Raw genomic sequence first — 25,887 nt, 5'->3', positions numbered from 1 at the left:
GGACCGGGGCCGCGTGCCGAACGATGCAACGACGGAAGCGGACATGACCGATTCATCGCACGACGCTTTTCCCGACTATGACAATTTCGACGCGCTCGGGCTCGGCGAGCTGGTCAGGCGGCACGAGGTCACCCCGCGCGAGCTGGTCGATACGGCGATCGCCCGGATCGAACGGCTGGACGGCAAGCTCAATGCCGTCACGATCCGGAATTTCGAGGCGGCCCGCGCGGAAGCCGAACGTCCGTTGAGCGGTGCGCCCTTCGATGGCGTGCCCTTCCTCGCCAAGGATCTGTCGACTTCCTGGAAGGGGATGCCGTCGACCAACAGCTGCCGGTATTTCGCGGACTATGTCTCCCCGTCCGATTCCGAGGTCGTCCGCCGCACCCGGGCGGCGGGCTTCATCAATCTCGGCAAGACGAACGTGCCGGAGTTCGGCTGGTGCCTGAGCACCGAGCCGCCCCTGCGCGGCGTCACGCACAACCCCTGGGATGAAACCCGCGTCGCGGGCGGCTCGAGCGGCGGCAGTGCCGCCGCGGTGGCGGCCGGAATCCTGCCGCTGGCCGATGCGTCGGACGGCGCCGGCTCGATCCGCGTTCCGGCGGCGGTCAACGGCCTGGTCGGCCTGAAGCCCTCGCGCGGGCGCATGACCTTCGCCCCGGATTATGTCGACTTCTGGTATGGCGGGGCGCTGTTCTTCTGCGTCTCCAGAACGGTCCGCGACAGCGCGGCCATGCTCGATGCTGTCAAGGGCTCGCTGCCGGGCGAGCCCTATCAAACCCCGAGCCCCGAGCGCTCCTATCTCGACGAAGTGACGGCCGGAGGGCGCGGCCTGCGCATCGGCTTCAGCACCTTCAACGCGCGGGGCGACAGGAACGCAGCCGAGGTGGTCGCCTCGGTCGAGAATACGGCGCGGCTCTGCGAGACGCTCGGCCATCATGTCCAGGAGTTCAAGTTCGACTACAACTTCGGAACCGCCTGGCGGGCCTATACCGCGATCATCTCGGTCCAGACGGCCATGGGATTCCAGGGTTTCGCCACCATGATCGGCCGCAAGGTGACGCAAGACGATCTGACGAATGTCATCTGGACCAGCATCGAGAAGGGGCGATCGATCAGCGGGGTCCAGCACTCGCTGGATATCGAAACCGTCCGGATCGCCTCGCGCGAGATCGCGATGCTGACCTCGCCCTATGACGTGGTGATCCTGCCGAGCCTGCCCCAGGGCACGCGGCCGCTCGGTTTCTACGACATGTCGCTCGACGTCACGACCTACAACGATACCTGCATGGGCGAGGACAATGTCTATATGGCGCCGTTCAACATCTCCGGGCAGCCGGCGATGACCCTGCCGCTGGCCGAGACCGCGGCCGGACTGCCGATCGGGGTCCAGCTTGTGGGGAGGCCTGCGGACGAGAGCACGCTGTTCCGGCTCGCCGGGCAGCTCGAGATCGCCCGACCCTGGGCTCACCGGCGTCCTCCGATTCACGCCAGCCGGATCTAGCGAGACAGCAGGGGCACCAAGAATCCCGAGCCTCTCCGGTCTGACCGGCAACAGGGACCAGGAAGCGGAGGCCATCGCCAAGGGTCAAGCCAACGGTCCCGCGCGACGATCCCCCTGCCACGGCCATCTGCCTTCGATTTCCAGGACGAGTGACCAGCTCAGGAAGGTCCGGATCACAACGAGGCCCGCGAGCACGCCGAGGCTGAGGAAGCTGGGTTCGACGGCGATCGTTTTCACGATGTCGGCCGCAACGAGAATTTCGAGGCCGAGCAGAAGCGATCGGCCGATGCGAATCTTGAACTGCTGGTAGTGCTGCTCCTCGCGATGCTGACCTAGAAAGCCCCACGTGGACCAGGCGATACCGATGACGATAACGACGACGCCGAAGATGTCGATCCCGTCGCCGACGAGGCGAATCCAATGGCCGATGACCGGTTCGATGCCGACGATGCTGGTGCCCAGCTCTTCCATGGTCATGCCCCTGCCGACGCTGCCGCGATCGTCAGAGCGGCATCATCGAGCGGGAGCAACCCTGATCGCCGCGTAACGATGGACTCGCTCATTCCGGAATAGCCGACGTCGCGCGTTGGGGGCCGAGGCGCCGTCGCTGATGCTCGACCATGAAGATGTGGCTGTAGAGATTGGCGATCCACTGCTTGCCCTCGATCGTCAATTCGAGATAGCGCAGCGCGTCGCCAAGATACGGCTCCACCGCCTTCCAGAAAAAGGTCGGGTACTTGTCCACCATGTCGCCAGCGCTGGAATATCCGCACTTGGCTGCCATCCCGGTTTCCGCGAGCTCCTGATAGAGCGCGTTCATGCGGCGCAGATACAGGGGATCCGCCAGTTGGCCAATCAGATCGGCGGCACGCACCAGTCCCGCTTCGGTATCCGTTTCACCATGGTCGCCGTCGTCGGGAACCGGGAACCGCGTCAGCTCGATGGCTCGTGCGATCCGCTCGGCATCGATTCCCAGCGTGGCCTTGAAACGTTCGCGCACGATGATCTTCGAGCGCTCGACATGATAGGGCGCCAGCGCCGCGTCCGAGGCGCCGCGGGGCAGGCTCACCGTTGCACCCGATCCGTCGATCACGAACCGGTCCGACGTGTCACCGGGGCAGAAGCCGCGCACATAACCGATATCATGGGCCAGCAAGGCCAGCATGACATGCGCCCAATCGGCAGGTTCGACCCGCTGACAGAGCAGCCGGCCCCGCATGATGGCCTCGCCGACTTGGGTCACCAGGACCGTATGATCGATCGTGTGGTAGAGCGCGTCGCTGTTGGCGATCAGCTCGACGATCAGCTGGCCGGCGCTGTCGAGAATGCGCGCATTCTGCGGTTCCTGCCCGCCATAGAGACGGAGATAGGCGTCGGCGAGGTGGCTGCCGAGCTTATCCGCCAATAATGTCGTGGCCGTGAAGACCGACATCATTCACCCCGGTGATTTGGGCAGGCCGACCCCCGAGCAAACTCCTGCTGGCTTTCAGAGTCAATCTTGCCAGCGGATTTGATCGGATCCGATCGATCGGATCGGTTCCTCCGACCTCGGCGACATCGGCGATCCGGGCTGGCGAAACCGCGCGCACGTTTTTTTGCCAGGGGCCACGATCCTGATTTGTGGCAATCAGCGCTTTCGTTCAGGTCCCGCTGCCGGCGCTCAGTGCCCGTGGAATTTCGGGCCGCGCTTCTCGAGAAAGGCGGCGATGCCTTCGCGCGAATCCGCCGTTCCCGCGGCCAGCGCCTGCAGCTCAGCCTCGAGCGCCAGCTGCTGCTCGAAACTGTGCGCGGCACTGCCCTGGAACGCGCGCTTGGCGAGCGCATAGGCGCGCGTCGGGCCGTTGGCGAGTTGCTGCGCCAGTGCCTCGATACGGGGACCGAGCGCCTCGTCGTCGACGCACTCCCAGATCAGGCCCCAGCGTTCCGCCTGCTCGGCCGTGATGGGTTCCGCCAGCAGGGTCATGCCGAGCGCCCGGGTCAGGCCGATGCGCCGCGGCAGCCAATAGGTGGCACCGCCGTCGGGCACCAGGCCGATACGCGCGAAGGCCATGAGGAACGTCGCCGAGCGCGCCGCCACGATGAGGTCGCAGGAGAGCGCGAGCCCGCAGGAGGCGCCGGCGGCGATGCCGTTCACGGCGGCGATGGTCGGGATCTCGAGGCCGGCGAGGTTGCGCATGACGGGATCGTAGAACTGGGCGAGCTGTTCGCGCACGGCGGCCGGCCCGTTGATGGCGCCGGCCTCGCGCAGATCCTGGCCGGCGCCGAAGGCGCGACCGCTGCCGGCGAGGATCAGGAGGCGAAGGCTCGGATCGGCCGCGACCTCGGCGATCGCCGCATGCAGCTCCGTCAGCATCTCGCGGGTGAAGCTGTTGAGCTTGTCCGGGCGATTGAGCGTGATCCGCGCGATCGCGTCCTTGCGCTCGAACAGGATGGTGCGATAGCCGGTCATGGGCCGCTTCCTCCTCGTGACAGGGGAGGATAGGCGGCCCTTGCGGGGCCCGCCAGACTTACGGCGTCAGCAGGGAAGAAAACCCGGCGCTACCAGGTGCGGACGCGGCCCACATCCACATGAACGAAGTCGGAGGCGGGGTAATAGCCGACGCCTCCGCGCTTCAGCGCCAGGGCGCCGCGGTGGAGATCCGTCAGCGCGACATCCTCGAGATGGATGTCGATCGCCTGGCCTTCCATATGGAGGCTGTGCTTGGCGACGCCGTTGCTGGCTTCGGCGAGAACGGCGTTGGTCTTGGGCGAGCGGTAACCGGAGATGACCGAGAACGGAACCTTGGAGGCCAGCTTCTGATGCAGCGTGTTCAGCAGATCGAGCAACTTGGCATCGATCGGATGCACGTCGTTGGTGCGGAAGTCGCGCAGAATGTGATTGATCTCGCCGAGCGCCCCCGGGACATAGTCGCCCGCTTCCCAATAGACGGTCTTGAGCGTCTCGCCGGTATGGAGGTTGGCGAAGGCGAGCTTGCGCTGATTGGCGGCGAGGGTCGCGGCGTTGGCGATATGGGGCATGGCCAGAGCCGGCAGGGCCAAGGCAACCCCAGCGCTGCCCCAGGCCAGAAAATGCCTGCGAGTCACGGTGCTGCGGCGTCCGGCCGGCTTCGTCATGCGTCTGCCCCTATGAACGGTGGCGAATGGCAATTGCGCGAAGGCCCCGAGCAGAGACCTTCCCGCGACTCGGACAATGCGATGAAAACAGTTAAGAAGCCCTTGTGCAACCCAGGAAATCCAGGGTCACAGGGTTAACACCTGTGGCAAAGGCCCGGGATTCCAATAGGAAGGCGTGGGCCCGGCAGACCGGGCTCCGGAGTCCCAACGGAGTCGGTCGGGCGCTATTTCCCCGCCTGGGCAATGGTGACCGGCGGGGATTTCGCCATGCCCTTGCGGTCCCGGCCATAGACGTCCTCCCGGAACTCGAAGGTCCCCGCGTCGTCGATCCAGGCGGTCCGGTAGACCAGATGGACCGGGATCGGCTGGGCGAGGCGGACCGGCGTGTTGATGCCGCTCTGGAGGACGCTGTCGATGCGGGCCTGGCTCCAATTGGGATCGTCGCGCAGCACGACGGCCGCGAATTCGATCGGACGCGGCAGACGGATGCAGCCCGAGCTGAAGAAGCGCGCCGGCTTCACGAACAGGTCGGGATGGTTGGTGCCGTGCAGATAGACGTCGTAGGGATTCGGGAACAGGAACTTGACCGGCCCCAGCGCATTTTCGGGCCCCGGCTCCTGGCGCAGGCGATAGCGCATCGCCTTGGCGTCGGCGCTGTTCCAATCGATCGTCTCGGGGTCGATCTCCTCGGCCGATTCCTCCCAGCTCGAATAGATCTTGATGCCGTGGGCGGCGAAGTAACCGGGATCCTTCTGCATCTTCGGCAGCAGATCGATGCGCGCGATCTTGGGCGGCACGGTCCAGTAGGGATTGAACTCGAGCCGGTTGACCGTGCTGTCGAGCTCGGGCGTCTGCCGGTCGGTGCGGCCCACGACAGTGTTGGTCTCGTAGACCTTCTGGCCGCCATCGACGAACCTCATGGTGGCGGCGGCGATATTGACGACGATGTAACGGTTGCCCCAATCGGTCCCCGCGTCGTGGCGCTTCTTCAGATTGTAGGCGATGGTCTGAAGCCGGCTCGCGATCGGTACATTCAATGCGTCGACCGATTTGAATCCGACCACACCGTCATCGCCCAGCCCATGGCGGCGCTGGAACGCCTCGACCGCTTCGACCAGCTGCGGATCGAAGAGATCGGGTTCGGGGACGTCGAGAACGGCGCCATCCGTCACCGCCAGCCGCGCGCGAAGCGCCTTCACCCGCGGGTCCTTCATGCCCGCCTCGAGCTTCGGTCCCGTCGGCATGGTCGGCCAGCCGCCGGCATTGGCGAGCTCGAGATATTTCCAGAAGCCGCCCGCCAGCGCCCAGTAATCCGCATTCTGCGGCAGCAACTCGGCCAGCGAGCCCGCGATGTCGGCCGCATCGATGCGATCGAGAAGCTCGGTCTTGGTGGTCGCCTCGAACGGCGCCACCGCCGCGAAGGCCGCCTCGGCCAGGGCCCCGGTCAGGGTCAGTTCCAGCTCGACGCGCTCGGGCGTCGTGTCCGCCTTGGTCAGGCTTTGCGCGTGAGCGATGGCGTTCGCGATGTTGGGGCAGCCGGCCGTGGCCGCGTGCCAGAGCGCATCGAGCAGCGCGTGGCCGCGCGCGGTCAGGCCCTGATCGTCCACCCAGAGAGGTTCGGGACGCGCTTTGTAGAAGTCGTTGAGGCTGGCGGGGTCGAGGCCCAGCGCCGCCAGGCTTTGCGGCAGCCCGGGAGCCTCCAGCGCATGAGCCAGATCTCCCGAGAAGGTCGGCGCGGGAACCGCCGGTGCCGCCGTGGCATTGGCCGGCGAGGGTGCCCCATTGGGCTGGTTCCCGTCGCCCGTCGGTTCGGCCCAGGCCGGGACCGTCAGCGACAGGAAAGCCAGCGCCATCAAACTCAGGCGAAACGACATGCAGCCTCTCTTCGAGCGTCGCGGACGTCCCGGCACCGCCGGAGCCCTCTCGCGCGGGAGAAGGGCGCATTCCATGGACTCTATTTAAGCGATTTCGCGCCCGGGTCAATTTTTCGGGCGTTCGGACTGAAAGATGCGTTAAGAACCGGGGCAGGTCTGCGGCACCCAAACGCCGGCCCGCCGGTCACTTTGCGTGGTTTCCCCTCGCCAACCCCAGCATTCGCGCTTCCCATGACCACCCTGCTCTATACACACCCGGCCTGCCTCGATCACGACACCGGCCCCGGCCATCCCGAATGCTCCGACCGTCTGCGGGCCGTCATCGGCGCGCTCGAAGCCGAGGAATTCGCGCTCCTGGAGCGGCGCCTGGCCCCCCGGGCGACGTTGGAGCAGATCGCGGCGGTCCATGACCGCCGCTATGTCGAGGCGGTGCTGGAAGCGATCCCCGACGAGGGGCTCGTGCTGCTCGACGGCGATACGACGGCCTCGCCCGGCTCCGGCGAGGCGGCCCTGCGCGCGGCCGGCGCTCTGGTTGCCGCCATCGACGCGGTGGTGGCCGGGGAAGGATCCAATGCCTTCTGCGCGGTCCGGCCGCCCGGCCATCATGCCGAGATCGACCAGGCGATGGGGTTCTGCCTGTTCAACAATGTCGCCATCGGGGCGGAACATGCACGGCGGGCTCACGGGCTCGATCGGGTCGCGGTCATCGACTTCGACGTGCATCACGGCAATGGCACGCAGCATATGTTCGAGCGCGACCCCCGGCTGTTTTACGCCTCGACCCATCAATGGCCGCTCTATCCCGGCACCGGTGCGACCGAGGAGCGCGGCTGCGGCAATATCGTCAACGCCCCCTTGCCGCCGGGTGCCGGCTCGGCCGAATTCCGCGAGGCGATGATGGCGCGCGTGTTTCCGGCGCTCGACCGGTTCCAGCCCGATTTGGTCGTCATTTCGGCCGGCTTCGATGCCCATGCGGCCGATCCCTTGGCGATGCTCGAGCTGGTCGAGGCCGATTACGCCTGGGTCACCAACGCGTTGGCCGAACTGGCCGCGGTCCATTGCCAGGGCCGGCTGGTCTCGGCACTGGAGGGCGGCTACAACCTGACGGCCCTGTCGCGCAGCGCCGCCGCCCATGTTCGCAGCCTCATGAGGGCCTGAGCGAAACTGCGAACTGCTTGAAAAAGCCCTGAAAAATGCCGCTCTCCCGGCCTTGTTCCGTGCCGGCCGCCCGACTAGACTGCACCGTTTTTTCGAGGGGAGTCCCGGTTCCGCATGGCCGAGTCCAAGATCCCGGCAGACGTCGCCAAAATGAGTTTCGAGGAGGCGCTCGGCGAGTTGCAGGCGCTGGTGCGTGCGCTCGAAAAGGGCGAAAGCAAGCTCGACGAGGCGGTCCAGTTCTACGAACGTGGCGCCGCCTTGAAACGGCATTGCGAGGCCAAGCTTCGCGATGCGCAGGAGAAGGTCGCCAAGATCGTCATCGGCGCCGACGGGAGCGTCGGCAGCGAGCCCGTGGATCTGGGCTGAAACAGAAAAGGTCATATCCTTGCCATCCATCGACGCCGCACTGAACGAGGTTGCGACGACCATCACCCGCACGCTCGAGGAACTCCTTCCGACGCCGGAGGGGGCGGAGAAACGCGTGCTGGAAGCGATGCGCTATGCCTGCCTGGGCGGCGGCAAGCGCATCCGGCCCTTTCTCGTGATGATGGGCGCCCGCCTGTTCGACGTGAACGAGGTGAGCGCGCGCCGCGTCGCGACCGCCATCGAGATGGTGCATTGTTACAGCCTGGTGCATGACGATCTGCCGGCCATGGACGACAGCGATCTGCGTCGCGGCCGGGCCACGGTCCATAAGCAGTTCGACGAGGCGGTCGCGATCCTGGCCGGCGACGGTCTCCTGACCCTCGCCTTCGAGGTGCTGGCGGACCCCGAGACCCATCCCAATCCGGCGGTCCGGTCCGACCTGGTCCTGGCCATGGCCAAGGCGGCGGGCGGGGCCGGCATGGTCGGCGGCCAGATGATCGATCTGGAGGCCGAAAAGGCCAGCCTGGACATCGGCGCCATTACAAGACTGCAACGTCTGAAGACCGGCGAGATCATCGCCTTCGCCTGCGTGGCTGGGGCAATCTTGGGGCAGGCCTCGGAGCAGGCTCGCCATGCGCTCCTGGCCTATGCCCATGATCTGGGGCTGGCCTTCCAGATTGCGGACGATTTGCTCGATACGGAGGGCACTGCCGCCTCGATCGGCAAGCCCGTGGGCGCCGACAGCGCCGCCGGCAAGGCGACCTTCGTGGCCCTTTTGGGTGTCGAAAGGGCGAGGGAACAGGCCCAGCTCCTGGCCCGCCAAGCGGCTGCCCATCTTGATTTGTTCGACGAAAAGGCGGACCTTTTGCGTGAAATGGCCGGCTTCGTGGTCAACCGTAAGCATTGAGGCCTTCGGGCAAAGACTTTATAGCCTTGCGACCGCCCGGGTGCCGAAACGAAAGGACGTAAGTTGACCCCCCCCAACAGCAAAAAGCCGCTCCTCGATCAGGTGCAGATTCCGGCCGATCTGAAGAAGCTCGATCCCAGCCAGTTGCGCCAGTTCGCCGACGAGCTGCGCCAGGAGATGATCGAAGCCGTATCGATCACTGGCGGACATCTGGGCGCCGGGCTTGGCGTGGTCGAGCTCACGGTCGCGCTCCATTATCTGTTCGATACGCCGGACGACCGGCTGATCTGGGACGTCGGCCATCAGGCCTATCCGCACAAGATCCTGACCGGCCGTCGCGATCGGATCCGTACCTTGCGCCAGGGCGGCGGGCTTTCGGGCTTCACCAAGCGCTCCGAGAGCGTCTATGACCCGTTCGGCGCCGCGCACAGCTCGACCTCGATCTCGGCCGGCCTCGGCATGGCCGTCGCGCGCGATCTGGCCGGCAAGAAGAACCATGTGATCGCCGTGATCGGCGACGGCGCGATGAGCGCCGGCATGGCCTATGAGGCGATGAACAATGCCGGCGCGATGAACAGCCGGCTGATCGTCATCCTCAATGACAACAATATGTCGATCGCGCCGCCGGTGGGCGCCATGAGCGCCTATCTGGCACGGCTGCTCTCCTCGAAGTCGTTCCGGCATCTGCGCAATCTCGGCAAGGAGATCACCGAGCATTTCCCGCGCCGCCTGAAGGAAACCGCACGGCGCGCCGAGGAATATGCGCGCGGGCTCGTGACCGGCGGCACCATGTTCGAGGAGATGGGCTTCTACTACGTCGGCCCGATCGACGGTCACAATCTCGACCATCTGCTGCCGGTGCTGAAGAATGTCCGCGACGACGAGGACGGCGGGCCGGTCCTGATCCATGTCGTGACCCAGAAGGGTCATGGCTATGCGCCGGCCGAGCAGGCTGCCGACAAGTATCATGGCGTCACCAAGTTCGACGTCATCACCGGCGTGCAGGCGAAGCCCGTCAGCAACGCGCCGAGCTACACGGCGGTCTATGCCAAGGCGCTGATCCAGGAAGCCGAGCAGGACGAGAAGATCGTCGCGATCACGGCGGCGATGCCGTCGGGCACCGGTCTCGACAAGTTCGGCAAGCGCTTCCCGGAACGCTGCTTCGATGTCGGCATCGCCGAGCAGCATGGCGTGACCTTCGCCGCCGGCCTCGCGACCGAGGGCTTCAAGCCGTTCTGCACGATCTATTCGACCTTCCTGCAGCGGGCCTATGACCAGGTCGTCCATGACGTGGCGATCCAGCAGCTGCCGGTGCGCTTCGCGATGGATCGCGCCGGCCTGGTGGGCGCGGATGGCGCCACCCATGCGGGCGCCTATGACGTCGCCTATCTGGGCTGTCTGCCGGGCTTCGTGATCATGGCGCCGGCCGACGAGGCCGAGCTCATGCACATGGTCGCGACCGCGGTCGCGATCGACGACCGTCCCTCGGCCTTCCGCTATCCGCGCGGCGACGGCGTCGGCGTCGAGATGCCGGCCCGGGGCCAGATCCTGCCGATCGGCAAGGGCCGCATCGTCCGCGAGGGCACCAAGGTCGCGATCCTCTCCTTCGGCACGCGGCTCAAGGAAGCCTGCATGGCGGCCGAGGAGCTGGGCGCGCGCGGTCTTTCCACGACGGTGGCCGATGCGCGCTTCGCCAAGCCGCTCGACGAGGACATGATCCGCCGTCTCGCGGCCGAGCATGAGGTGCTGATCACGATCGAGGAAGGCTCGGTCGGCGGCTTCGGCTCGCAGGTGCTGCAGTTCCTGGCGATCACCGGCCAGCTCGACAACGGGCCGAAGATCCGACCGATGGTGCTGCCGGACCGCTTCATCGACCACCACAAGCCCGAGGTGCAGTACGACGAGGCTGCCCTCAACGCGAAACACATCGTCGCCACGGCCCTTCAGGCCCTGGGCGTCGATATCAGCCAGGCTTCAGCTCGAGCATGACCCAAGCGGGGGTGACGGCCGCTCCGGCCGTTGCCCCCCAGACGGTCGGAAGCGAGTTCGGGGCGCTGGCTCGCGTAGCGGGTCCGCTGGCGGCCGCCTATATCGCCGAAATGGCGATCAGCCTCACCGACACGATCATCGTCGGCCGCCTCGGCAGCATCCAGCTGGCCGCGGTCGGTATCACCGCAAACATGTTCTTCTCCCTGCTGTTCGTCGCCATGAGCGTGGTCTCGGTGGTGTCCGTGCTCGCCGCCGAGGCCCATGCCAGGGACGATCATGAGGGTGTCGCCCATGCCACCCGCCAGGGGTTGTGGGTGGCGGTGGCACTGACATTGCCGGGCCTGTTGATCGGCTGGTATATCCGGCCGATCCTGAAGCTGCTCGGGCAGGATCCGGTGATCCTGCCCTTCGCCGAGGAATATGTGCGCGCCGTGATGTGGGGCTTCCTGCCCTATCTCTGGTTCTCGGTGCTGCGCAGCCTGATGACGGCGCTGGGCACGACGGTCTCGGTGTTCCTCATCTCGGTGGGCTCGATCCTGCTCAACCTCGCGCTCAACTATGTGCTCGTGTTCGGCCATCTGGGCGTGCCGGCCATGGGCGTGGCCGGCGCCGGATGGGCCTCGACCGTCGTCTGCTGGATCATGTTCCTGGCGCTCGCCAGCGAGGTCGCCTGGAGAAAGCGGCTTCGCATCTATCGTGTGTTCCATGGGCTGTCGCGCATCGATCTGAAGACCGTCGGCCAGATCCTTCGGCTCGGATTGCCGGCGGGCGGCATGGCCGCGGCGGAATCCGGTTTCTTCACCGCCTGCGCCCTGCTCATGGGCGTGATCAGCGCGGCGGCGCTGGCAGCCAACCAGATCGCGATCATGTTCTTGTCGACCATGTTCATGGTTCCCGCGGCGGTCTCGCATGCGGCCTCGGCGCGGGTTGCCTTCGGGCTGGGGCTCGACGATCCGAAGGCGGCGCGGCGGGCCGGCATCGTCGCCATGTGGACGGTCGTCGCCTACATGCTGTTCTCCGCCGTCGTGGTGCTCACCATCCCCGAGACGATCGCCAATCTGTTCCTGGATCCGGCGATGAGCGGCAATGACGAGGTGATCGCGCTCGCCGTGCAGCTGCTCTTCGTCGCCGCCATCTATCAGGTGGTGGACGGGCTGCAGATCGTCGCCACGGGGGCCTTGCGCGGCCTGCGCGACACCGTGATGCCGCTGGTGATCGGCCTGTGCGGCTACTGGATCGCGGGGCTCGGCACGGGAACCGTACTGGCGTTCTGGCTGGATTGGGGCCCTCTCGGCATCTGGTGGGGCATGGCGCTCGGGCTCGCCGTCACCGCGACGCTGCTGACGCTGCGTTTCCGCGGCGTCAGTCGCCGGCTGATCGCGGCCGGAGCCTGAGATGAGCGCGCCCGGATCCGGCAAGCCGGGCAAATCCGGCAAGGTCGGGAAGATCCGTGCCGATCAACTGGTCGCCGATCGCGGGTTGGCCGAGAGCCGGAGCAAGGCGGCGGCCCTGATCCTCGCCGGACTGGTCTTCACCGGCGAGAAGCGCGTTGCCAAGCCTGGGGACAGCCTCGCGGCCGATGCGCCGCTCGAGCTCCGTGGCCAGGACCATCCCTGGGTCTCGCGCGGCGGCCTCAAGCTCGCCCATGGGCTCGCGCATTTCGGCTTCCCGGTCGCGGGCCGTATCGCCATCGATGTCGGCGCCTCGACCGGCGGCTTCACCGATGTGCTGCTCGCGAACGGTGCCGCCCGCGTCTATGCCGTCGATGTCGGCCATGGGCAGCTCGCCTGGAAGCTCCGCCAGGACCCGCGCGTCGTCGTGCTGGAGAAGACCAACGCGCGCCATCTGACCGCGGCGCAGGTGCCCGAACCGGTGGGCGCCGTGGTGTGCGATGCGAGCTTCATCGGGCTCGAGACGGTCCTGCCGGCGGCCCTGTCGTTGGCGGCACCGGGCGCCTGGGCGATCGCGCTGATCAAGCCGCAATTCGAGGTCGGCCCGGCGAGGGTGGGCAAGGGCGGCGTGGTGCGCGATCCGGCACTCCATGAGGAAGTCTGCAATCGGATCCGGGATTGGCTGTCTCGGCTCCCGGGCTGGATCGTGGCCGGAATCACCGAGAGCCCGATCACGGGACCCGAGGGCAATCGCGAATTCCTGATCGGTGCGCGTTACGAGCCTTGAGGCCAGGCCTTCGCCGCTTGCGCCTGTCGGAAGAAGGGCGGGCAGGGACTTCTCTCCGCGGGAGCCCGTCCCCACTATAGGCTCCACAACAGGCTGGAGATCGGAGCTCGCGTCATGCACGACCATGAACATCACCGCGCATCTAATGGCGGTGCGGCCCCTGCGCCTGGTGGCGATCCCATACCGGCGCTGGCGGCGGCCGCGGATGCGACAATCTACACCTGCCCCATGCATCCGCAGATACGTCAGGCCAAGCCCGGCAACTGCCCGATCTGCGGCATGACGCTCGAGCCGGTCATGCCGACGCTGGAGGAGGGCCCCGATCCGGAGCTGATCAGCTTTCAGCGTCGCTTCTGGTGGACGCTGCCGCTCACGGTCATCGTTACCGTGATGGCGATGGCGGGCCATTACCTGCCAGGCCTTACGGCCACGGCTCGGACCTGGATCGAGTTCGTGCTGTCGCTGCCGATCGTGTTCTGGGCCGGTTGGCCCTTCTTCGTCCGCTGGGCGCAATCGATCCACCATCGCAGCCCCAATATGTGGACGCTGATCGGCACGGGCGTGGGCGCGGCCTTCTTCTACAGTCTCGCCGCGACGCTGGCTCCGGACCTGTTCCCGCAGGGATTCGAGGCGCATGGCCGTATCGGCGTCTATTACGAGGCGGCCGTGGTGATCGTGTCGCTCACGCTGCTGGGCCAGGTTCTGGAGATGAGGGCGCGTTCGCAGACCTCGGCGGCCATCAAGTCGCTGCTTGGACTGGCGCCGAAGACCGCGCGGCGCCTCCGCGACGACGGTGGTGAGGAAGACGTGCCGTTGACTCATGTGCATGTCGGAGACCGGCTGCGCGTGCGTCCCGGCGAGAAAGTCCCGGTCGATGGCGTGGTTCTGGAGGGTCGCTCGAGTCTGGATGAATCGATGATCACCGGCGAGCCGGTGCCGGTCGAGAAGGAAGGTGGCGACAGAGTCATCGGCGCGACGATCAACGGCAATGGCAGCCTGGTGATGCGCGCGGAGAAGATCGGCGCAAAAACCGTATTCTCCCAGATCGTGCAGATGGTGGCGCAGGCGCAGCGTTCGAGGGCGCCCCTGCAGCGCATGGCAGACGTCGTCTCCTTCTGGTTTGTCCTGGCCGTGCTCGCCGTCGCCGTGGCGACACTGCTGGTCTGGGGCCTCGCCGGCCCCGAGCCGCGCTGGACCTATGCTATATTGAACGCCGTGGCGGTCCTCATCATCGCCTGCCCCTGTGCGCTGGGGCTCGCCACGCCGATGTCGATCATGGTCGCCACGGGCAAGGGAGCGACGTCGGGCATCCTGTTCCGCGACGCGGAAGCCATCGAATCCTTGCGCACCATCGATACGCTGATCGTCGACAAGACCGGCACCCTCACGGTGGGCAAGCCCGCGTTTCACAGCGCCGTCGCCGCGTCCGGTTTCGGCGAGAACGATGTGCTGCGATACGCGGCCAGCCTGGATCAGGGCAGCGAGCATCCGCTGGCCGACGCCATCGTCGCCGAGGCGCGACGACGCGGCCTCGCGCTCGGCAAGCCTGAGGATTTTGAATCGGCAACCGGAATCGGCGTCCGCGGCCGCGTCGAAGGCAAACCTGTTGCGGTGGGCAATACGGTACTTATGCAGCAGTTGGGCGTCGATGCCGCGCCCCTGCGCGAGGCGGCGGAAGCGCGCCGGGCCGAGGGCGCCTCCGTCATGTTCCTCGCGGTGGACGGGAAGTTGGCGGGCCTGGTGGCGGCGGCCGATCCGATCAAGGACACGTCACTGGATGCGATTCGCCAACTCCATGATGCCGGCATTCGCGTCGTGATGGCCACGGGCGACGGGCTTACCACGGCGCGGGCCGTGGCGCAGCGGCTGGGCATCGACGAGGTCCATGGCGAGGTGCGCCCGCAGGACAAGGTCGAACTGGTCGCCGCGCTGCAAGCCCAGGGGCGGCATGTGGCGATGGCGGGTGACGGCATCAACGATGCACCGGCTCTGGCGCGGGCCAATGTCGGCATCGCGATGGGCACAGGCACCGATGTGGCGATGAACAGCGGCCATGTCACGCTGGTCAAAGGCGATTTGCGCGGCATTGCGAGAGCGCGCCAGCTTTCGCAGGCCACTGTCGCCAACATGAAGCAAAATCTGATCTTTGCGTTGATCTACAATGCGCTGGGCGTGCCGGTCGCGGCCGGCGTTCTCTATCCCACCTTCGGTATCCTGCTGTCGCCGATGTTCGCCGCCCTGGCCATGAGCCTCAGCTCGGTCTCCGTGGTCAGCAACGCGCTGCGGTTGCGCCGCGCTTGAGGGCGGCTCGGGGCGAGCCCGTCAGCCCTTGCGGTCCTTTTGCGGGCCCGATCGCAGATAGTGCAGATAAAGGGAGAGGAGATCGGCCAAGGTCTCCACGCCGAGCTTGCGCATGACGTTCGCGCGGTGACCGGCGACCGCCCTGGCGCCGATGCTCAGGCTTTGTGCGATCTCCCTGTCGGTCTTGCTATCCGCGACGAGCTCGAGAACCGCGCGCTCTTCCTGACCGAGCAGGCCGATGCCCTGATGCGCGCGGTCGCTGGCCGACTGCGTCCTTAGATTGTGGGCGTCCATCGCGATGCTTCGTTGAACCTGATCGAGCAGAACCCGCGCCCGGAACGGCTTCTCGATGAAGTCCACGGCGCCCGCCTGCATGCCTTCGACCGCCGTCGCCACATCGCCATAACCGGTGATCATGATGACCGGCAGGAGGATCCCTCGAGACGCCGCTTCGCGGATCGCTTCGAGGCCGTTCATCTCGGGCATCTTCAGATCCATGACGACGCATCCAGGACGGCCGCCGTCGTAGCGCTTGAAGAAATCCGCTGCGGATATGTAGGTCTCGGCCTTCAATCCGACCGAGAGCGCCAACCTGGCGACGTGATCGCGAACGGCCGCTTCGTCATCGACAATATGCACGGTCCCGGTGCGTTCGCTGGATGCTGTCACAACGAGCCACTATTTCCGTCTCATGTCGATCGCGGCGGCATGCCGCCGCAACTCTTGCCGTTCTCTTGGCCCTGCCTGGCGCCGATCCTAGAGGGCAAAGCGGCACCCGGGCAATGGCCGCCGAGGAGGGCAGGGACAGGGCTCCGCCCCCATTCAGGGGCGGCGTTTGCGGCCGCTCCGGTCGGGCGTGCCTTCCCCGGTGACGGAGACCCAGCTCGGGGGATCGCTGGCTGGAAAGCTGTCGCGCGAATCCAGCTCGACCGGATCCGGGGTCTTCCTGGCGAGCGCCTTCGGTTTCCTCGCGGCCGGCTTCGGCTTCTTCGCCACGACCTTGGAGGTCTTCGTCGCCGCCTTCCTGGCGGCGGCCTTGGGCTTCTTCGCTGTGGGACGACGGCCTTTGGCGGGGGATTTGGCGGGCTTGCGCTTCTTCATGATCAGATCCTTCCGATCGCCGAGCAGGAACTCATGGACTCCGCCTGGTCGCGGAACGCATCTCACCGTTGCTGTTCGGTGACCCGCGTGAGATAGGCGATTATGGCATCGATGTCGGTGTCCGGCATCATGCCCGCATCGAAGGCGGGCATCTGTTGTTGCGGCCAGGTCCGCACGGCCGCCGGATTGCGCAGCAGCGCCTTGAGTCCCGCTTGCGTCAAATAGACGGTGGCGGGCATCGGCAGGCCGAGATCGGGGCCCTTGTCGCCCTCGCCGGCGCCGTACAGGCGATGACAGGGCAGGCATTGCACCAGGAAGACCGCCTGGCCATGCCGGGACGGATCGTCGGCGGGCACATCGGCACCGATCGAGAGTTGCGGCCAGCGTCGCACCGGGTCCGAAACGCCCTTCAGGCTCACCAGGGCGTAAGGCCATTGCTCCGATGTAACGCCCGATCGCTCGGGATGTTCCCAGACGAGATAGAACGGACCCGCCGACTGGGATTTGTCCGGCAAGCTCGGCCAGGGATGCGCCGGATCCTCGATCGCGATCCAGGCTACGGCGCCGCCCTCTGCCGCCGGCGCAACCAGCGTCCAAGGCAACTGCGAGACGAAACCGTCGCTGGCTCGCGCTTCCAACATATCTGCCTTACCGGTCCGCAATCCGAGCATGAGCGCGCGCAGCGGAATGGCCCGGTAGCGCATGGCGCGCCCATAGGACACGTCCCGCGGGATCTCGAGCATCCGTGTCGCGGGGTTGGCCAGCAGTTCGGCCGCCGAGAACGCCCGCGTCTGGCCGTCGAGCTCGATCGACAAGCTGGCCGGCCCGGCCAAGCTCGTCCGGGCATGGGCGACAAGCAGCATGGCCAGCGCCAGCAGGCCCGTGGTCGTCCGGATGTCCAGGAGCCTCCTCACGGGATGTTCATCAGGACGAACATGATGCAGACATAGGCCGTGGCCAGCGCGGCGGCGGCGCGTCCCCAGCTCACCTTGTGAACCGCGGCGAATGACATCACGAGATAGTAGAAGGTCGCGACGAGCAAATAGAGAACCAGCGGGCCGGCGATGACGAGGATGAGACCGGCTGCGCCCAATCGCTCCTCCAACGCAGGAGTCGCCAGTGACAATATTCCGAGCAGCAGGACGGTCGTCAGCGGCAGCATGATCGCGGCGAAGCCCAGGGCCGCGTTTACCGAATCTTCCGCCGTACCGACCAAATTCGGCGTGGGTGCGTGGTCTGGATCGGCGGCCGGTTTGGCGCTTGCCATCTGCAACCGATCGAAGAGCTTCGCAATGAGATGCGCGGCCAACGCGATCGCCAGCACCACCAGCAGCGCTTCCAGGGGCAGAACTCTCACGTCCTGACGCGTCAGAAACACGGCGAACTCGTCCATGGTGCCTTGCGGATTCTGGATGTCGAGGCCCGGAATCGGCATGACGACACCGGCGAGGTACGCGGCGCCCACGCCGGCGAGCAGAAACGACGTCAGGTCGGAATGCACGCGGCCCGTCTGCGCATAAGGCGCGAAGGCGGCGCGCGGCGAGCGCAGAAAACCGATGAAGAAATTCAAGTAGGCTGGGAGGATGTCCAGCAGACTCTTGATCGGCCCCTCATCCATGGACGTTGTCCCTGTCCGCTGCCGAATCCGTGCCAAAGTCGAGGGCCATGGCACCGCGTTCGGTTTCCACGCCCCAGCATAGGATGCCTTTGCACGAGGACGCCGCCGTGCGTCCTCGGGCGATCCGCCCTTGGTTGTAGGCCTAAGGATTCGACCCCAATCGCGAGGCCGGCAACAGCGGCGCCATCTCGGCCCTGACGCCCGAATCCGAGCCGACCAGGCGTTCGAGGCTGGCGGCCATGCGGCCGAGCCTGGCCAGGACCGCGAACTGGCGCATCTCGGCCGCCTTGGCGAACTGCTCGAGAAAGCTGGTCAGATCATGAGGCTCCTGCGGGAAATTCACCAGCCGTACGGGCGCGTCGGGCGCCAGGCCGATGGCACGGCGGGCCTCCGCGACGGCCGTGGTCAGGCCGCCCAGCTTGTCGACGAGGCCGTTGGCCGCGGCATCCATGCCGGTCCAGACCTGCCCTTTGGCGACCCGTTCCACGGCATCGGCGTCGAGCTTGCGCCCGGCGCCGACCTTGGTCACGAAGTCCTGATAGATGCTATCGAGCGACGTCTGCAGATGCTGCCAGCCGGCGTAGCTGTAATCCTCGTTGGCGCTGTCGATGCCGGCATTGGTCCCGGCCTGCACGCCGTCGAAGGTGACACCGAGCTTCGCCCAGAGGTCGCTCAGCACGAACTTGCCGCCGAAGACGCCGATCGAGCCGGTGATGGTGCTGGGCTCGGCGACGATAGCGGCGGCCGGTGCCGCGACGAAATAGCCGCCCGAGGCGGCGACGCTGCCCATCGACACCACGACCGGCTTGCCTTCCTCGCGCGCCCGCGCCACTTCGCGCCAGATCGTATCGGCCGCGACATAGGAGCCGCCGGGGCTGTCGATGCGGAACAGGATGGCCTTGACCTTGGAATCCTCGCGCGCGTCGCGAAGCGCCTCCGACACCGTCTTGGCATCCATGACGACATCGCCGAAGGGGCTGCCGTCCGCCGCGAGCTGGATGGGCCCGAGACCGTGGACCAGCGCGATCTGGGGCGCGTCCTCCGGCGGCCGCAGCGTCGCCGCATAGTCGGCGAGGCTGTAGCGCACGGCCTTGCTGGTCCGCCGGTCGAGCTCGGCCTCGAACTCGTCGCGATAGGCCAGGCGATCGACCAGCTTCGCCTTGAGCGCATCGGCCGCCAGGAACGGCCCTTGATCGATCAGGGCCCGGCCCGCCGCCGCATCGCCGCCGATCCGCTCGCCGACGCCATCGGCGAGCGTCGCCGTCATCGAATCGACCAATTGCTGTAAGTTTTCGCGCTGCGGGGCCGGCATCGAGTTGGCGGTCAGGCTGTCGATGGCGCCCTTGAATTCCTTGCGGCGGTCCATCTGCACGGAGACGCCGATCATGTCGAGCGTGTCTTTGAAGAAAGGCGTCTCCAGCCGCAGGCCGGTCAGTCCGACATCCCCCGAGGGCTGGAGCCAGATCTCGTCCGCCCCGGTCGCGAGCAGATAATGGGTGTTGCCGTCGCCCGCTTCGCCGAAGCTTTCCGCGAAGGCGAGGACGAACTTGCCTTGCGCGCGGAATGCCTTCAGCGCGTCGCGGATCTCCTCGGCCCGGGCGAGCGGCAGATCGCCGCTCCCCAGTTTCAGCGCCAGGCCCTTCACGCGGGGGTCCTTGCCGGCGGCCTCGAGCCCCAGCACCAGGTCGGCCATGGTGAGGTTGTGGGTCAGGCCGGCGAGCGCAAAGGGGTCGCCGGCGTTGGTCTCGCTGACCCCGTCGCCGAGGTCGAGCGTCAGCAGCGTCTGCTCCGGCACCGGCTCGATGCGGTTGGAGAAGTCGCGCCAGGCGGAGCTGGCGAGCAGAATGGCGGCAATGACCAATAGGCCGATGCCCGCCAGGGCGCCGATGAGAATGCGCCCGATCCAACGGAAAAATGCCATCCCCCATCCTTGCCGTTTTCAAGTCCGGCCAGCAAGAGCCGGCCCGAAACCTGTTCCTAGCCGCCTGCCTTTTTAGGAACCTCGCGGCTCCGCGGCAACGCGCTTATGGCATGGGTTCGCGAGTCGGCCTAGCTTGTCGCCCGATGCCGAGACCCGGACCCCGACCCAAGCGAGTCAATCTCGCCCCGCGCCAAGCCGAGATCGCGATCGAGCGGATCGGCGGGCAGGGCGACGGCATCGGCCATTTCGAGGGCCGGCCGGTCTATGTGCCGGCCACCGTGCCGGGCGACCGCTTGTCCGTGCGGCTGGCGGCGGCCAAGGGCGACGGGCTGGCCGGCGAGGCGATCGAGCTGCTGGAGTCCGGGCCGGCGCGGGTCGAACCGCCCTGTCCCTATTTCGGCCGCTGCGGCGGATGCGCCCTGCAGCAATTGCGCGACGATGCCTATGCCGAATGGAAAGGCCAGTTGCTGGCCGACGCCCTGGTACGACGCGGCTTGAAGGATGTCGAGCTGCGGCCGTTGCTGCGGGTGGCGCCGGGCCTGCGCCGCCGCGCGCGATTTGCGCTGGGCACGCGTGGAAAGGGACTGGCGCTCGGATTCAACATGCGCGACAGCCACGCCATCGCCGATATCGAGCATTGCCTGCTGCTGGTGCCGGCGCTGGATCGGCTGATCGCGCCGCTGCGGTCGGGTCTCGAAGAGCTGTTGGCGCCGGGTGGCCATGCGGCGCTCGAGGCGACCGCGACCGAAACCGGGATCGATCTCCTGATCGAGCAGACGGGGGCGCCGCCGTCCGCCGCGATCCGTGTCCGCCTGGGTGCCTTGGCCGAGGAGCTCGACCTGGCGCGCGTGAGCTGGGGACGGCCCGGCGAAGCGCCCGAGCCCATTGCCATGCGGCGGGCCCCGAGCGAGAGCTTCGGTGGCGTGGCCGTGGCCCTGCCGCCGGGCGCCTTCCTGCAGCCGAGCCGGGAAGGCGAAGCGCTGCTGCTGGCCGAGGCGCGCGCGGCCCTCAAAGGGGCGAAGCAGATCGCCGACCTCTTCGCCGGCTGCGGCAGCTTCAGCCTGCCTTTGTCGCAAGGCGCCAGGATCCATGCGGTCGAGGGCGACAAGGCCGCGACCGAGGCGCTGCAGGCCGCGGTGCGGCGCGCCAACATCGCCCACCGCCTGACGGTCGAGCGGCGCGATCTCGATCGGGCGCCGCTGCAGCCGATCGAGCTCAAGCGGTTCGACGCGCTGCTGTTCGACCCGCCGCGCAACGGCGCGAAGGCGCAGGCCGAATGCCTCGCCAAGTCGGACCTGCCGCTGGTGGTCGCGGTCTCCTGCAGCGTCGCCAGCTTCGCGCGCGACGCGCAGATCCTGGTCAATGGCGGCTATCGCCTCGACTGGGCGCGCCCCGTGGACCAGTTCCCCTGGTCGGCGCATCTGGAGATCGTGGCGCGGTTCAGCCGGTAGCGAGATTCACGATCGGCAACCCCTCCCCCTACCCCCTCCCGCAAGGGGAGGGGGCGTGGTTTTATTCTTCCCCGCTGGCGTTTGTCAGATGCGCTTCTTTTTTCTAGCCCCCTTTCCTCGCGGGAGGGGGTAGGGGGAGGGGACGGCTCAGGATAGGGCGCGGCTCTCGATCACAAAATCTCGCTCAACCGAGCCAGGCCGCCGTTGCCATATACACCGCGACAGCCGCGGCGATGGCGAGGGTCGAGGCCAATCCGAACCAGACGACGAACGCGCCGCGTCCCAGCACCGCGGCGTAGCCGACCTTTGCGAGCGTGTTGGCGATCACGCCGGCGGAAAGCGCATAGAATGCCGTATCGGCGGCAAGGTTCTGCTTCAACAGGCCGCCCACGGTCACGGTGACGGCGTCGACATCGGCAAGGCCCGAGAGGGCCGAAACCACGATGAGGCCGCCGGTGCCGAAGGTGGCCGACGCCGCCCGGGCCAGGAAGGCGACGACGACCAGGAGCAGCGTCAGCTTGGTGACCGAGACCAGATCGAACGGATTCTCGCCAGCCGGCATTTCCTTCGATGTGGCCGACCGTCGGGCGAGAAGCACCGCGGCGGCAATGAACATCAGTGCGCCCGCGACGAGCGGCGGCACCGCGGAGACGGCGATCGCGGGTGCAATCGCCACCGCCAGCGCGGCGGTGCGAATGTAGGAGACGGCGCCCGCGGCAGCGACGCCCGCGGCGAGCGATTGCGCTTCGCCGCGGGATTTCGATTTCCGCGCATTGGAGACGGTGACCGCGGTGGAAGAGATCAGGCCGCCGATCGCGCCCGCGATCACCTCGCCCCGGCTCGTGCCCAGCACTTTGACCGCGACATAGCCCACGAAGGAGATCGCGGCCAGCAGCACCGCGAGCGTCCAGGTCCGGGCCGGGGAGATTCCGCCGAAGGGACCGACCGGCTCGTCGGGCAGGAGCGGCAGGATCACCAACGTCATGCCGAGGAGAATGATGGCGGAGCGCAGCTCGGGCCAGGTCAGGGTTTTGAGGAAGCGATGCAGCATCTGGCGCGACGCCAGAATGGCGGTCATCACCACGCCGCCGGCGGCAGCCAGCTGCATATCGCCGATCACCGCCAGATCGGCGAGAACGAAGGTGAGCAGGGCCGCCACCACGCTGGTCGCGCTGAAACTGCGATCCGCCCTGGCCTCGCGGAGCTTGAACCAGCTGAAGCTCATGGCGAAGGCGACGAAGAGTCCGACGGTGACGAGACCGACCGGACCGCCCATATCGGCGATGGACTTCTCCAGCAGGCCGGCGCCGCCGCCCAGCATGCCGATCAGCGAGAAGGTGCGCACGCCGGCGGTGCGGCTGCCTTCCGGCTCGTCGCGCTCCTGCCAATGACGTTCGACGCCGACGATCACGCCGATCGCGGTCGCGATCCCGAAGCGGTAGAAAAGATCGATGTCGTCCAACAGATACACGTCGCCTCGCCCTCCCCGCGGCGCCCGGCAAGACCTCGCGGCATCAATCTAGGCGATCCCGGCGGTGTTCGCGCGACAGATTTTCCGCTCTCCCGGGACGAAGATCGCGTGGAGGTCCAGATTGCAGTACGGCCGGTGACGCGATTTACGATCGATGCGTCGCTCGAACCTTCAAGAACACCTCCCCCTACCCCCTCCCGCAAGGGGAGGGGGCGTGGTTTTGTTTTTCTCTGTTGGCGTTTGTCAGACGCGGTTCTTCTTTCTAGCCCCCTCCCCTTGCGGGAGGGGGTAGGGGGAGGGGTTTTGATCGAAGAACGAGATAGTGAGGGAGCTTTAGCGTCCCATCTGCCCGCGATGGCGCAGCAAATGATCGGCCAGCACGCAGGCCAGCATCGCTTCGCCGACGGGGACGGCGCGGATGCCGACGCAAGGGTCGTGGCGGCCCTTGGTTGTTTTTCTCTGTTGGCGTTTGTCAGATGCGGTTCTTCTTCCTAGCCCCCTCCCCTTGCGGGAGGGGGTAGGGGGAGGGGTTTTGATCGAAGAACGAGATAGTGAGGGAGCTTTAGCGTCCCACCTGCCCGCGATGGCGCAGGAGATGATCGGCCAGCACGCAGGCCAGCATCGCTTCGCCGACGGGGACGGCGCGGATGCCGACGCAAGGGTCGTGGCGGCCCTTGGTTGTTTTTCTCTGTTGGCGTTTGTCAGATGCGGTTCTTCTTTCTAGCCCCCTCCCCTTGCGGGAGGGGGTAGGGGAGGGGTTTTGATCGAAGAACGAGATAGTGAGGGAGCTTTAGCGTCCCACCTGCCCGCGATGGCGCAGGAGATGATCCGCCAGCACGCAGGCCAGCATCGCTTCGCCGACGGGGACGGCGCGGATGCCGACGCAGGGGTCGTGGCGGCCCTTGGTGGAGACCTCGACCTCTTTGCCATCGGTGCTGACCGAGTGGCGTGGCGTCAGGATCGAGCTGGTCGGCTTCACGGCGAAGCGGACCACGATGTCCTGGCCCGTCGAGATGCCGCCGAGGATGCCGCCGGCATGGTTGGAATCGAAGACGACCTTGCCGTTCTCCATCCGCATCTCGTCGGCGTTGCTTTCGCCGGAGAGCGCCGCCGCGGCGAAGCCGGCGCCGATCTCGACGCCCTTGACCGCGTTGATGCTCATCATTGCCGAGGCCAGATCCGCGTCGAGCTTGCCATAGATGGGCGCGCCCAGGCCGGCCGGGATGCCCGACGCGATCACCTCGATGACGGCACCGGTCGAGGAGCCCGCCTTGCGCACGGCATCGAGCTGCGCCTCCCACAAGGGCACGGTCTTGGCGTCGGGGCACCAGAAGGGGTTCTGCTCGGTCGCGTCCCAGTCCCAGCGGTTGCGATCGATCGGCTGATGGCCGATCTGGATCAGGGCGCCGCGGATGACGACCGTGGGACCCAGCACATGGGCCAGCAGCTTGCGGGCCACGGCGCCGGCGGCGACGCGGCTCGCGGTCTCGCGCGCCGAGGAGCGTCCGCCGCCGCGATAGTCGCGGATGCCGTACTTGGCCCAGTAGGTGTAGTCGGCATGGCCCGGCCGGAACTTGTCCCTGATCTCGCCATAGTCCTTCGAGCGCTGATCCTCGTTCTCGATCATCAGGCTCACCGGCGTGCCGGTGGTGACGCCCTCGAACACGCCGGAGAGGATCTTCACGCTGTCGGATTCGCGCCGCTGCGTGGTGAAGCGCGACTGGCCGGGCCTGCGGCGGTCGAGCCAGACCTGGATGTCGGCCTCGCTCAGCGGAATGAGCGGCGGCGTGCCATCGACCACGCAGCCGATCGCCGGCCCGTGGCTTTCGCCCCAGGTCGTGAAACGGAAGAGTTGGCCGAAGCTGTTGAAGGACATGTCAGCGGATCATGGCATCAGGACTTCACGTCGAAGCCCTGCAGCATCTGCGCGACCCCGGCGGCCGCGTCGGTGCGCAGCATGCCGACCAGATGATAGCCGCTGTCGACATGATGCACTTCGCCGGTGACGCCGGCGGAGAGCTCGGAGAGCAGATAGAGCCCGGCGCCGCCGACCTGCTCCGTGGTGACGTTGCGCTTCAGGGGCGAATTGAGCTCGTTCCATTTGAGGATGTAGCGGAAGTCGCCGATGCCCGACGCCGCCAGCGTCTTGATCGGGCCGGCCGAGATGGCGTTGACGCGGATATTCTGCTCGCCGAGATCGGCCGCGAGATAGCGCACGCTGGCTTCGAGCGCGGCCTTGGCGACGCCCATGACGTTGTAATGCGGCATGACGCGCTCGGCGCCGTAATAGGACAGGGTCAGGAGGCTGCCGCCATTCTTCATCATGGGCGTGGCGCGCTGGGCCACCGCCGTGAAGGAATAGCAGGAGATGTCCATCGTCAGCGCGAAGTTGGCGCGGGATGTGGCGAGATACTTGCCCTTGAGCTCGTCCTTGTCGGAGAAGGCGATGGCATGGACGACGAAATCGAGATGGTCCCAGCTCTTCTGGATCTCGGCGAAGGCCTTGTCGATGCTCTCGTCGGTGGCGACGTCGCAGGGCACCACCAGCTTGGCGCCGATCGAAGTCGCCAGCGGCCGCACGCGTCGCTCCAGCGCCTCGCCCTGATAGGTGAAGGCCAGCTCGGCTCCCTGGTCCGCCACCGCGCGGGCAATGCCCCAGGCGATCGACCGGTCGTTCGCGACCCCCATGATCAGGCCCCGTTTGCCGGCCATCAGCCCTTTGTCACCCGCCATCGATAACTCCGCTTGGAATCGGCCTTGTTGTTGACCTTGGCGGCATCCTACACGAAGGGCAGGGCCGTTCAAAGCCAGGGAAATCCTTGGGTTTTAAGGAGTTAAAGGGTTTCCCGGCGGTGACTCGAAAAGCGGCTCGGGAAGGCTAAATCCACGTCCCTCCCCTTGCGGGAGGGGGCAGGGGGAGGGGTGGTCCAGCGCTCC

The 25,887-nt window shown here is 66.8% G+C and carries 23 protein-coding genes and 1 pseudogene; 9 read left to right on the top strand and 15 right to left on the bottom strand.

Annotation, left to right across the window (positions count from 1 at the left end):
• Window positions 1–43: 43 nt before the first annotated feature.
• The gene (locus FRZ44_RS19680) at window positions 44–1,501 is read left to right on the top strand and encodes an amidase (protein ID WP_151178779.1); all 1,458 of its coding nucleotides are present in this window, start codon (window positions 44–46) and stop codon (window positions 1,499–1,501) included.
• A gap of 84 nt (window positions 1,502–1,585) precedes the next feature.
• On the opposite strand, the gene FRZ44_RS19675 is transcribed toward FRZ44_RS19680, so the two are convergent.
• The 5 genes from FRZ44_RS19675 to FRZ44_RS19655 all read right to left on the bottom strand — a co-directional run bounded on the left by FRZ44_RS19675 (window position 1,586) and on the right by FRZ44_RS19655 (window position 6,489).
• Window positions 1,586–1,972 carry a DUF1622 domain-containing protein gene (locus tag FRZ44_RS19675; protein WP_151178778.1) on the bottom strand — a complete coding sequence of 129 codons (387 nt, stop codon included), beginning with the start codon at window positions 1,970–1,972 and terminating at the stop codon, window positions 1,586–1,588.
• A gap of 88 nt (window positions 1,973–2,060) precedes the next feature.
• Window positions 2,061–2,936: an HD domain-containing protein gene (locus FRZ44_RS19670; RefSeq protein WP_225308354.1), complete on the bottom strand. Its 876-nt coding sequence runs from the start codon at window positions 2,934–2,936 to the stop codon at window positions 2,061–2,063.
• Between the two features lie 225 nt (window positions 2,937–3,161).
• The gene (locus FRZ44_RS19665) at window positions 3,162–3,950 is read right to left on the bottom strand and encodes an enoyl-CoA hydratase-related protein (RefSeq protein ID WP_151178777.1); all 789 of its coding nucleotides are present in this window, start codon (window positions 3,948–3,950) and stop codon (window positions 3,162–3,164) included.
• A gap of 89 nt (window positions 3,951–4,039) precedes the next feature.
• On the bottom strand, window positions 4,040–4,615 hold the full coding sequence (locus tag FRZ44_RS19660) for a DUF882 domain-containing protein (RefSeq protein WP_151178776.1): 576 nt from the start codon (window positions 4,613–4,615) through the stop codon (window positions 4,040–4,042).
• A gap of 224 nt (window positions 4,616–4,839) precedes the next feature.
• A complete protein-coding gene (locus FRZ44_RS19655; protein WP_191908201.1) occupies window positions 4,840–6,489 on the bottom strand; it encodes a L,D-transpeptidase family protein in 1,650 nt (549 codons plus the stop codon).
• 231 nt (window positions 6,490–6,720) lie between these two features.
• Here FRZ44_RS19655 and FRZ44_RS19650 point away from each other — a divergent pair, with 231 nt between their 5' ends.
• The 7 genes from FRZ44_RS19650 (at window position 6,721) to FRZ44_RS19620 (ending at window position 15,388) form a co-directional block, all read left to right on the top strand.
• Window positions 6,721–7,647, top strand: coding sequence for a histone deacetylase family protein (locus tag FRZ44_RS19650; protein WP_151178774.1), 927 nt, complete (start codon window positions 6,721–6,723; stop codon window positions 7,645–7,647).
• 114 nt (window positions 7,648–7,761) lie between these two features.
• The gene (locus tag FRZ44_RS19645) at window positions 7,762–8,013 is read left to right on the top strand and encodes an exodeoxyribonuclease VII small subunit (protein WP_151178773.1); all 252 of its coding nucleotides are present in this window, start codon (window positions 7,762–7,764) and stop codon (window positions 8,011–8,013) included.
• A gap of 19 nt (window positions 8,014–8,032) precedes the next feature.
• Window positions 8,033–8,920 (top strand): polyprenyl synthetase family protein, encoded by an 888-nt coding sequence (locus FRZ44_RS19640; protein ID WP_225308353.1) that lies wholly within the window; start codon window positions 8,033–8,035, stop codon window positions 8,918–8,920.
• 63 nt (window positions 8,921–8,983) lie between these two features.
• Entirely contained in the window at window positions 8,984–10,909 is a 1,926-nt protein-coding gene (dxs, locus tag FRZ44_RS19635) for a 1-deoxy-D-xylulose-5-phosphate synthase (RefSeq protein WP_151178771.1), read from the top strand.
• On the top strand, window positions 10,906–12,303 hold the full coding sequence (locus FRZ44_RS19630; protein WP_151178770.1) for an MATE family efflux transporter: 1,398 nt from the start codon (window positions 10,906–10,908) through the stop codon (window positions 12,301–12,303). The genes dxs and FRZ44_RS19630 overlap by 4 nt, the downstream gene beginning before the upstream one ends.
• A 1-nt stretch (window position 12,304) precedes the next feature.
• Window positions 12,305–13,087, top strand: coding sequence for a TlyA family RNA methyltransferase (locus FRZ44_RS19625; RefSeq protein WP_151178769.1), 783 nt, complete (start codon window positions 12,305–12,307; stop codon window positions 13,085–13,087).
• Between the two features lie 114 nt (window positions 13,088–13,201).
• Window positions 13,202–15,388, top strand: coding sequence for a copper-transporting P-type ATPase (locus FRZ44_RS19620; RefSeq protein WP_263641899.1), 2,187 nt, complete (start codon window positions 13,202–13,204; stop codon window positions 15,386–15,388).
• 21 nt (window positions 15,389–15,409) lie between these two features.
• Here the strand turns inward: FRZ44_RS19620 and FRZ44_RS19615 are convergent, their stop codons facing one another.
• The 5 genes from FRZ44_RS19615 to sppA form a co-directional block, all read right to left on the bottom strand.
• Complete coding sequence (locus FRZ44_RS19615) at window positions 15,410–16,057, bottom strand: response regulator transcription factor (protein WP_151178768.1); 648 nt, start codon at window positions 16,055–16,057, stop codon at window positions 15,410–15,412.
• A gap of 153 nt (window positions 16,058–16,210) precedes the next feature.
• Window positions 16,211–16,489: a hypothetical protein gene (locus tag FRZ44_RS19610; RefSeq protein ID WP_151178767.1), complete on the bottom strand. Its 279-nt coding sequence runs from the start codon at window positions 16,487–16,489 to the stop codon at window positions 16,211–16,213.
• A 62-nt stretch (window positions 16,490–16,551) separates the two neighbouring features.
• Window positions 16,552–17,403 carry a cytochrome c gene (locus FRZ44_RS19605; RefSeq protein WP_225308352.1) on the bottom strand — a complete coding sequence of 284 codons (852 nt, stop codon included), beginning with the start codon at window positions 17,401–17,403 and terminating at the stop codon, window positions 16,552–16,554.
• Complete coding sequence (locus FRZ44_RS19600) at window positions 17,400–18,107, bottom strand: hypothetical protein (RefSeq protein WP_151178766.1); 708 nt, start codon at window positions 18,105–18,107, stop codon at window positions 17,400–17,402. Before FRZ44_RS19600 ends, FRZ44_RS19605 begins: the two co-directional genes overlap by 4 nt.
• A gap of 142 nt (window positions 18,108–18,249) precedes the next feature.
• Window positions 18,250–20,028 carry a signal peptide peptidase SppA gene (gene sppA, locus FRZ44_RS19595; RefSeq protein ID WP_151178765.1) on the bottom strand — a complete coding sequence of 593 codons (1,779 nt, stop codon included), beginning with the start codon at window positions 20,026–20,028 and terminating at the stop codon, window positions 18,250–18,252.
• Between the two features lie 143 nt (window positions 20,029–20,171).
• On the opposite strand from sppA, the gene rlmD reads away from it, so the two are divergent.
• The gene (rlmD, locus tag FRZ44_RS19590; RefSeq protein WP_151178764.1) at window positions 20,172–21,479 is read left to right on the top strand and encodes a 23S rRNA (uracil(1939)-C(5))-methyltransferase RlmD; all 1,308 of its coding nucleotides are present in this window, start codon (window positions 20,172–20,174) and stop codon (window positions 21,477–21,479) included.
• Between the two features lie 184 nt (window positions 21,480–21,663).
• Here rlmD and FRZ44_RS19585 read toward each other — a convergent pair whose 3' ends face one another.
• From FRZ44_RS19585 to fabI, 5 genes and pseudogenes are all read right to left on the bottom strand, one after another.
• Window positions 21,664–22,950 (bottom strand): MgtC/SapB family protein, encoded by a 1,287-nt coding sequence (locus FRZ44_RS19585; protein WP_225308351.1) that lies wholly within the window; start codon window positions 22,948–22,950, stop codon window positions 21,664–21,666.
• Window positions 22,951–23,283: 333 nt separating this feature from the next.
• Window positions 23,284–23,400 (bottom strand): annotated as a pseudogene (locus tag FRZ44_RS19580) (chorismate synthase); the annotation flags it as partial.
• A 112-nt stretch (window positions 23,401–23,512) separates the two neighbouring features.
• Entirely contained in the window at window positions 23,513–23,728 is a 216-nt protein-coding gene (locus tag FRZ44_RS19575) for a chorismate synthase (protein WP_407658100.1), read from the bottom strand.
• A gap of 12 nt (window positions 23,729–23,740) precedes the next feature.
• Window positions 23,741–24,826, bottom strand: coding sequence for a chorismate synthase (gene aroC, locus FRZ44_RS19570; protein ID WP_151178763.1), 1,086 nt, complete (start codon window positions 24,824–24,826; stop codon window positions 23,741–23,743).
• Window positions 24,827–24,843: 17 nt separating this feature from the next.
• The gene (gene fabI / locus FRZ44_RS19565) at window positions 24,844–25,683 is read right to left on the bottom strand and encodes an enoyl-ACP reductase FabI (RefSeq protein ID WP_151178762.1); all 840 of its coding nucleotides are present in this window, start codon (window positions 25,681–25,683) and stop codon (window positions 24,844–24,846) included.
• Between the last annotated feature and the right edge of the window lie 204 nt (window positions 25,684–25,887).

Origin of the sequence: Hypericibacter terrae (assembly GCF_008728855.1) — a bacterium.
Classification (GTDB): domain Bacteria; phylum Pseudomonadota; class Alphaproteobacteria; order Dongiales; family Dongiaceae; genus Hypericibacter; species Hypericibacter terrae.
Note: the sequence above shows the minus strand (reverse complement) of the source record. Positions and strands in the feature narration are given on the sequence as shown.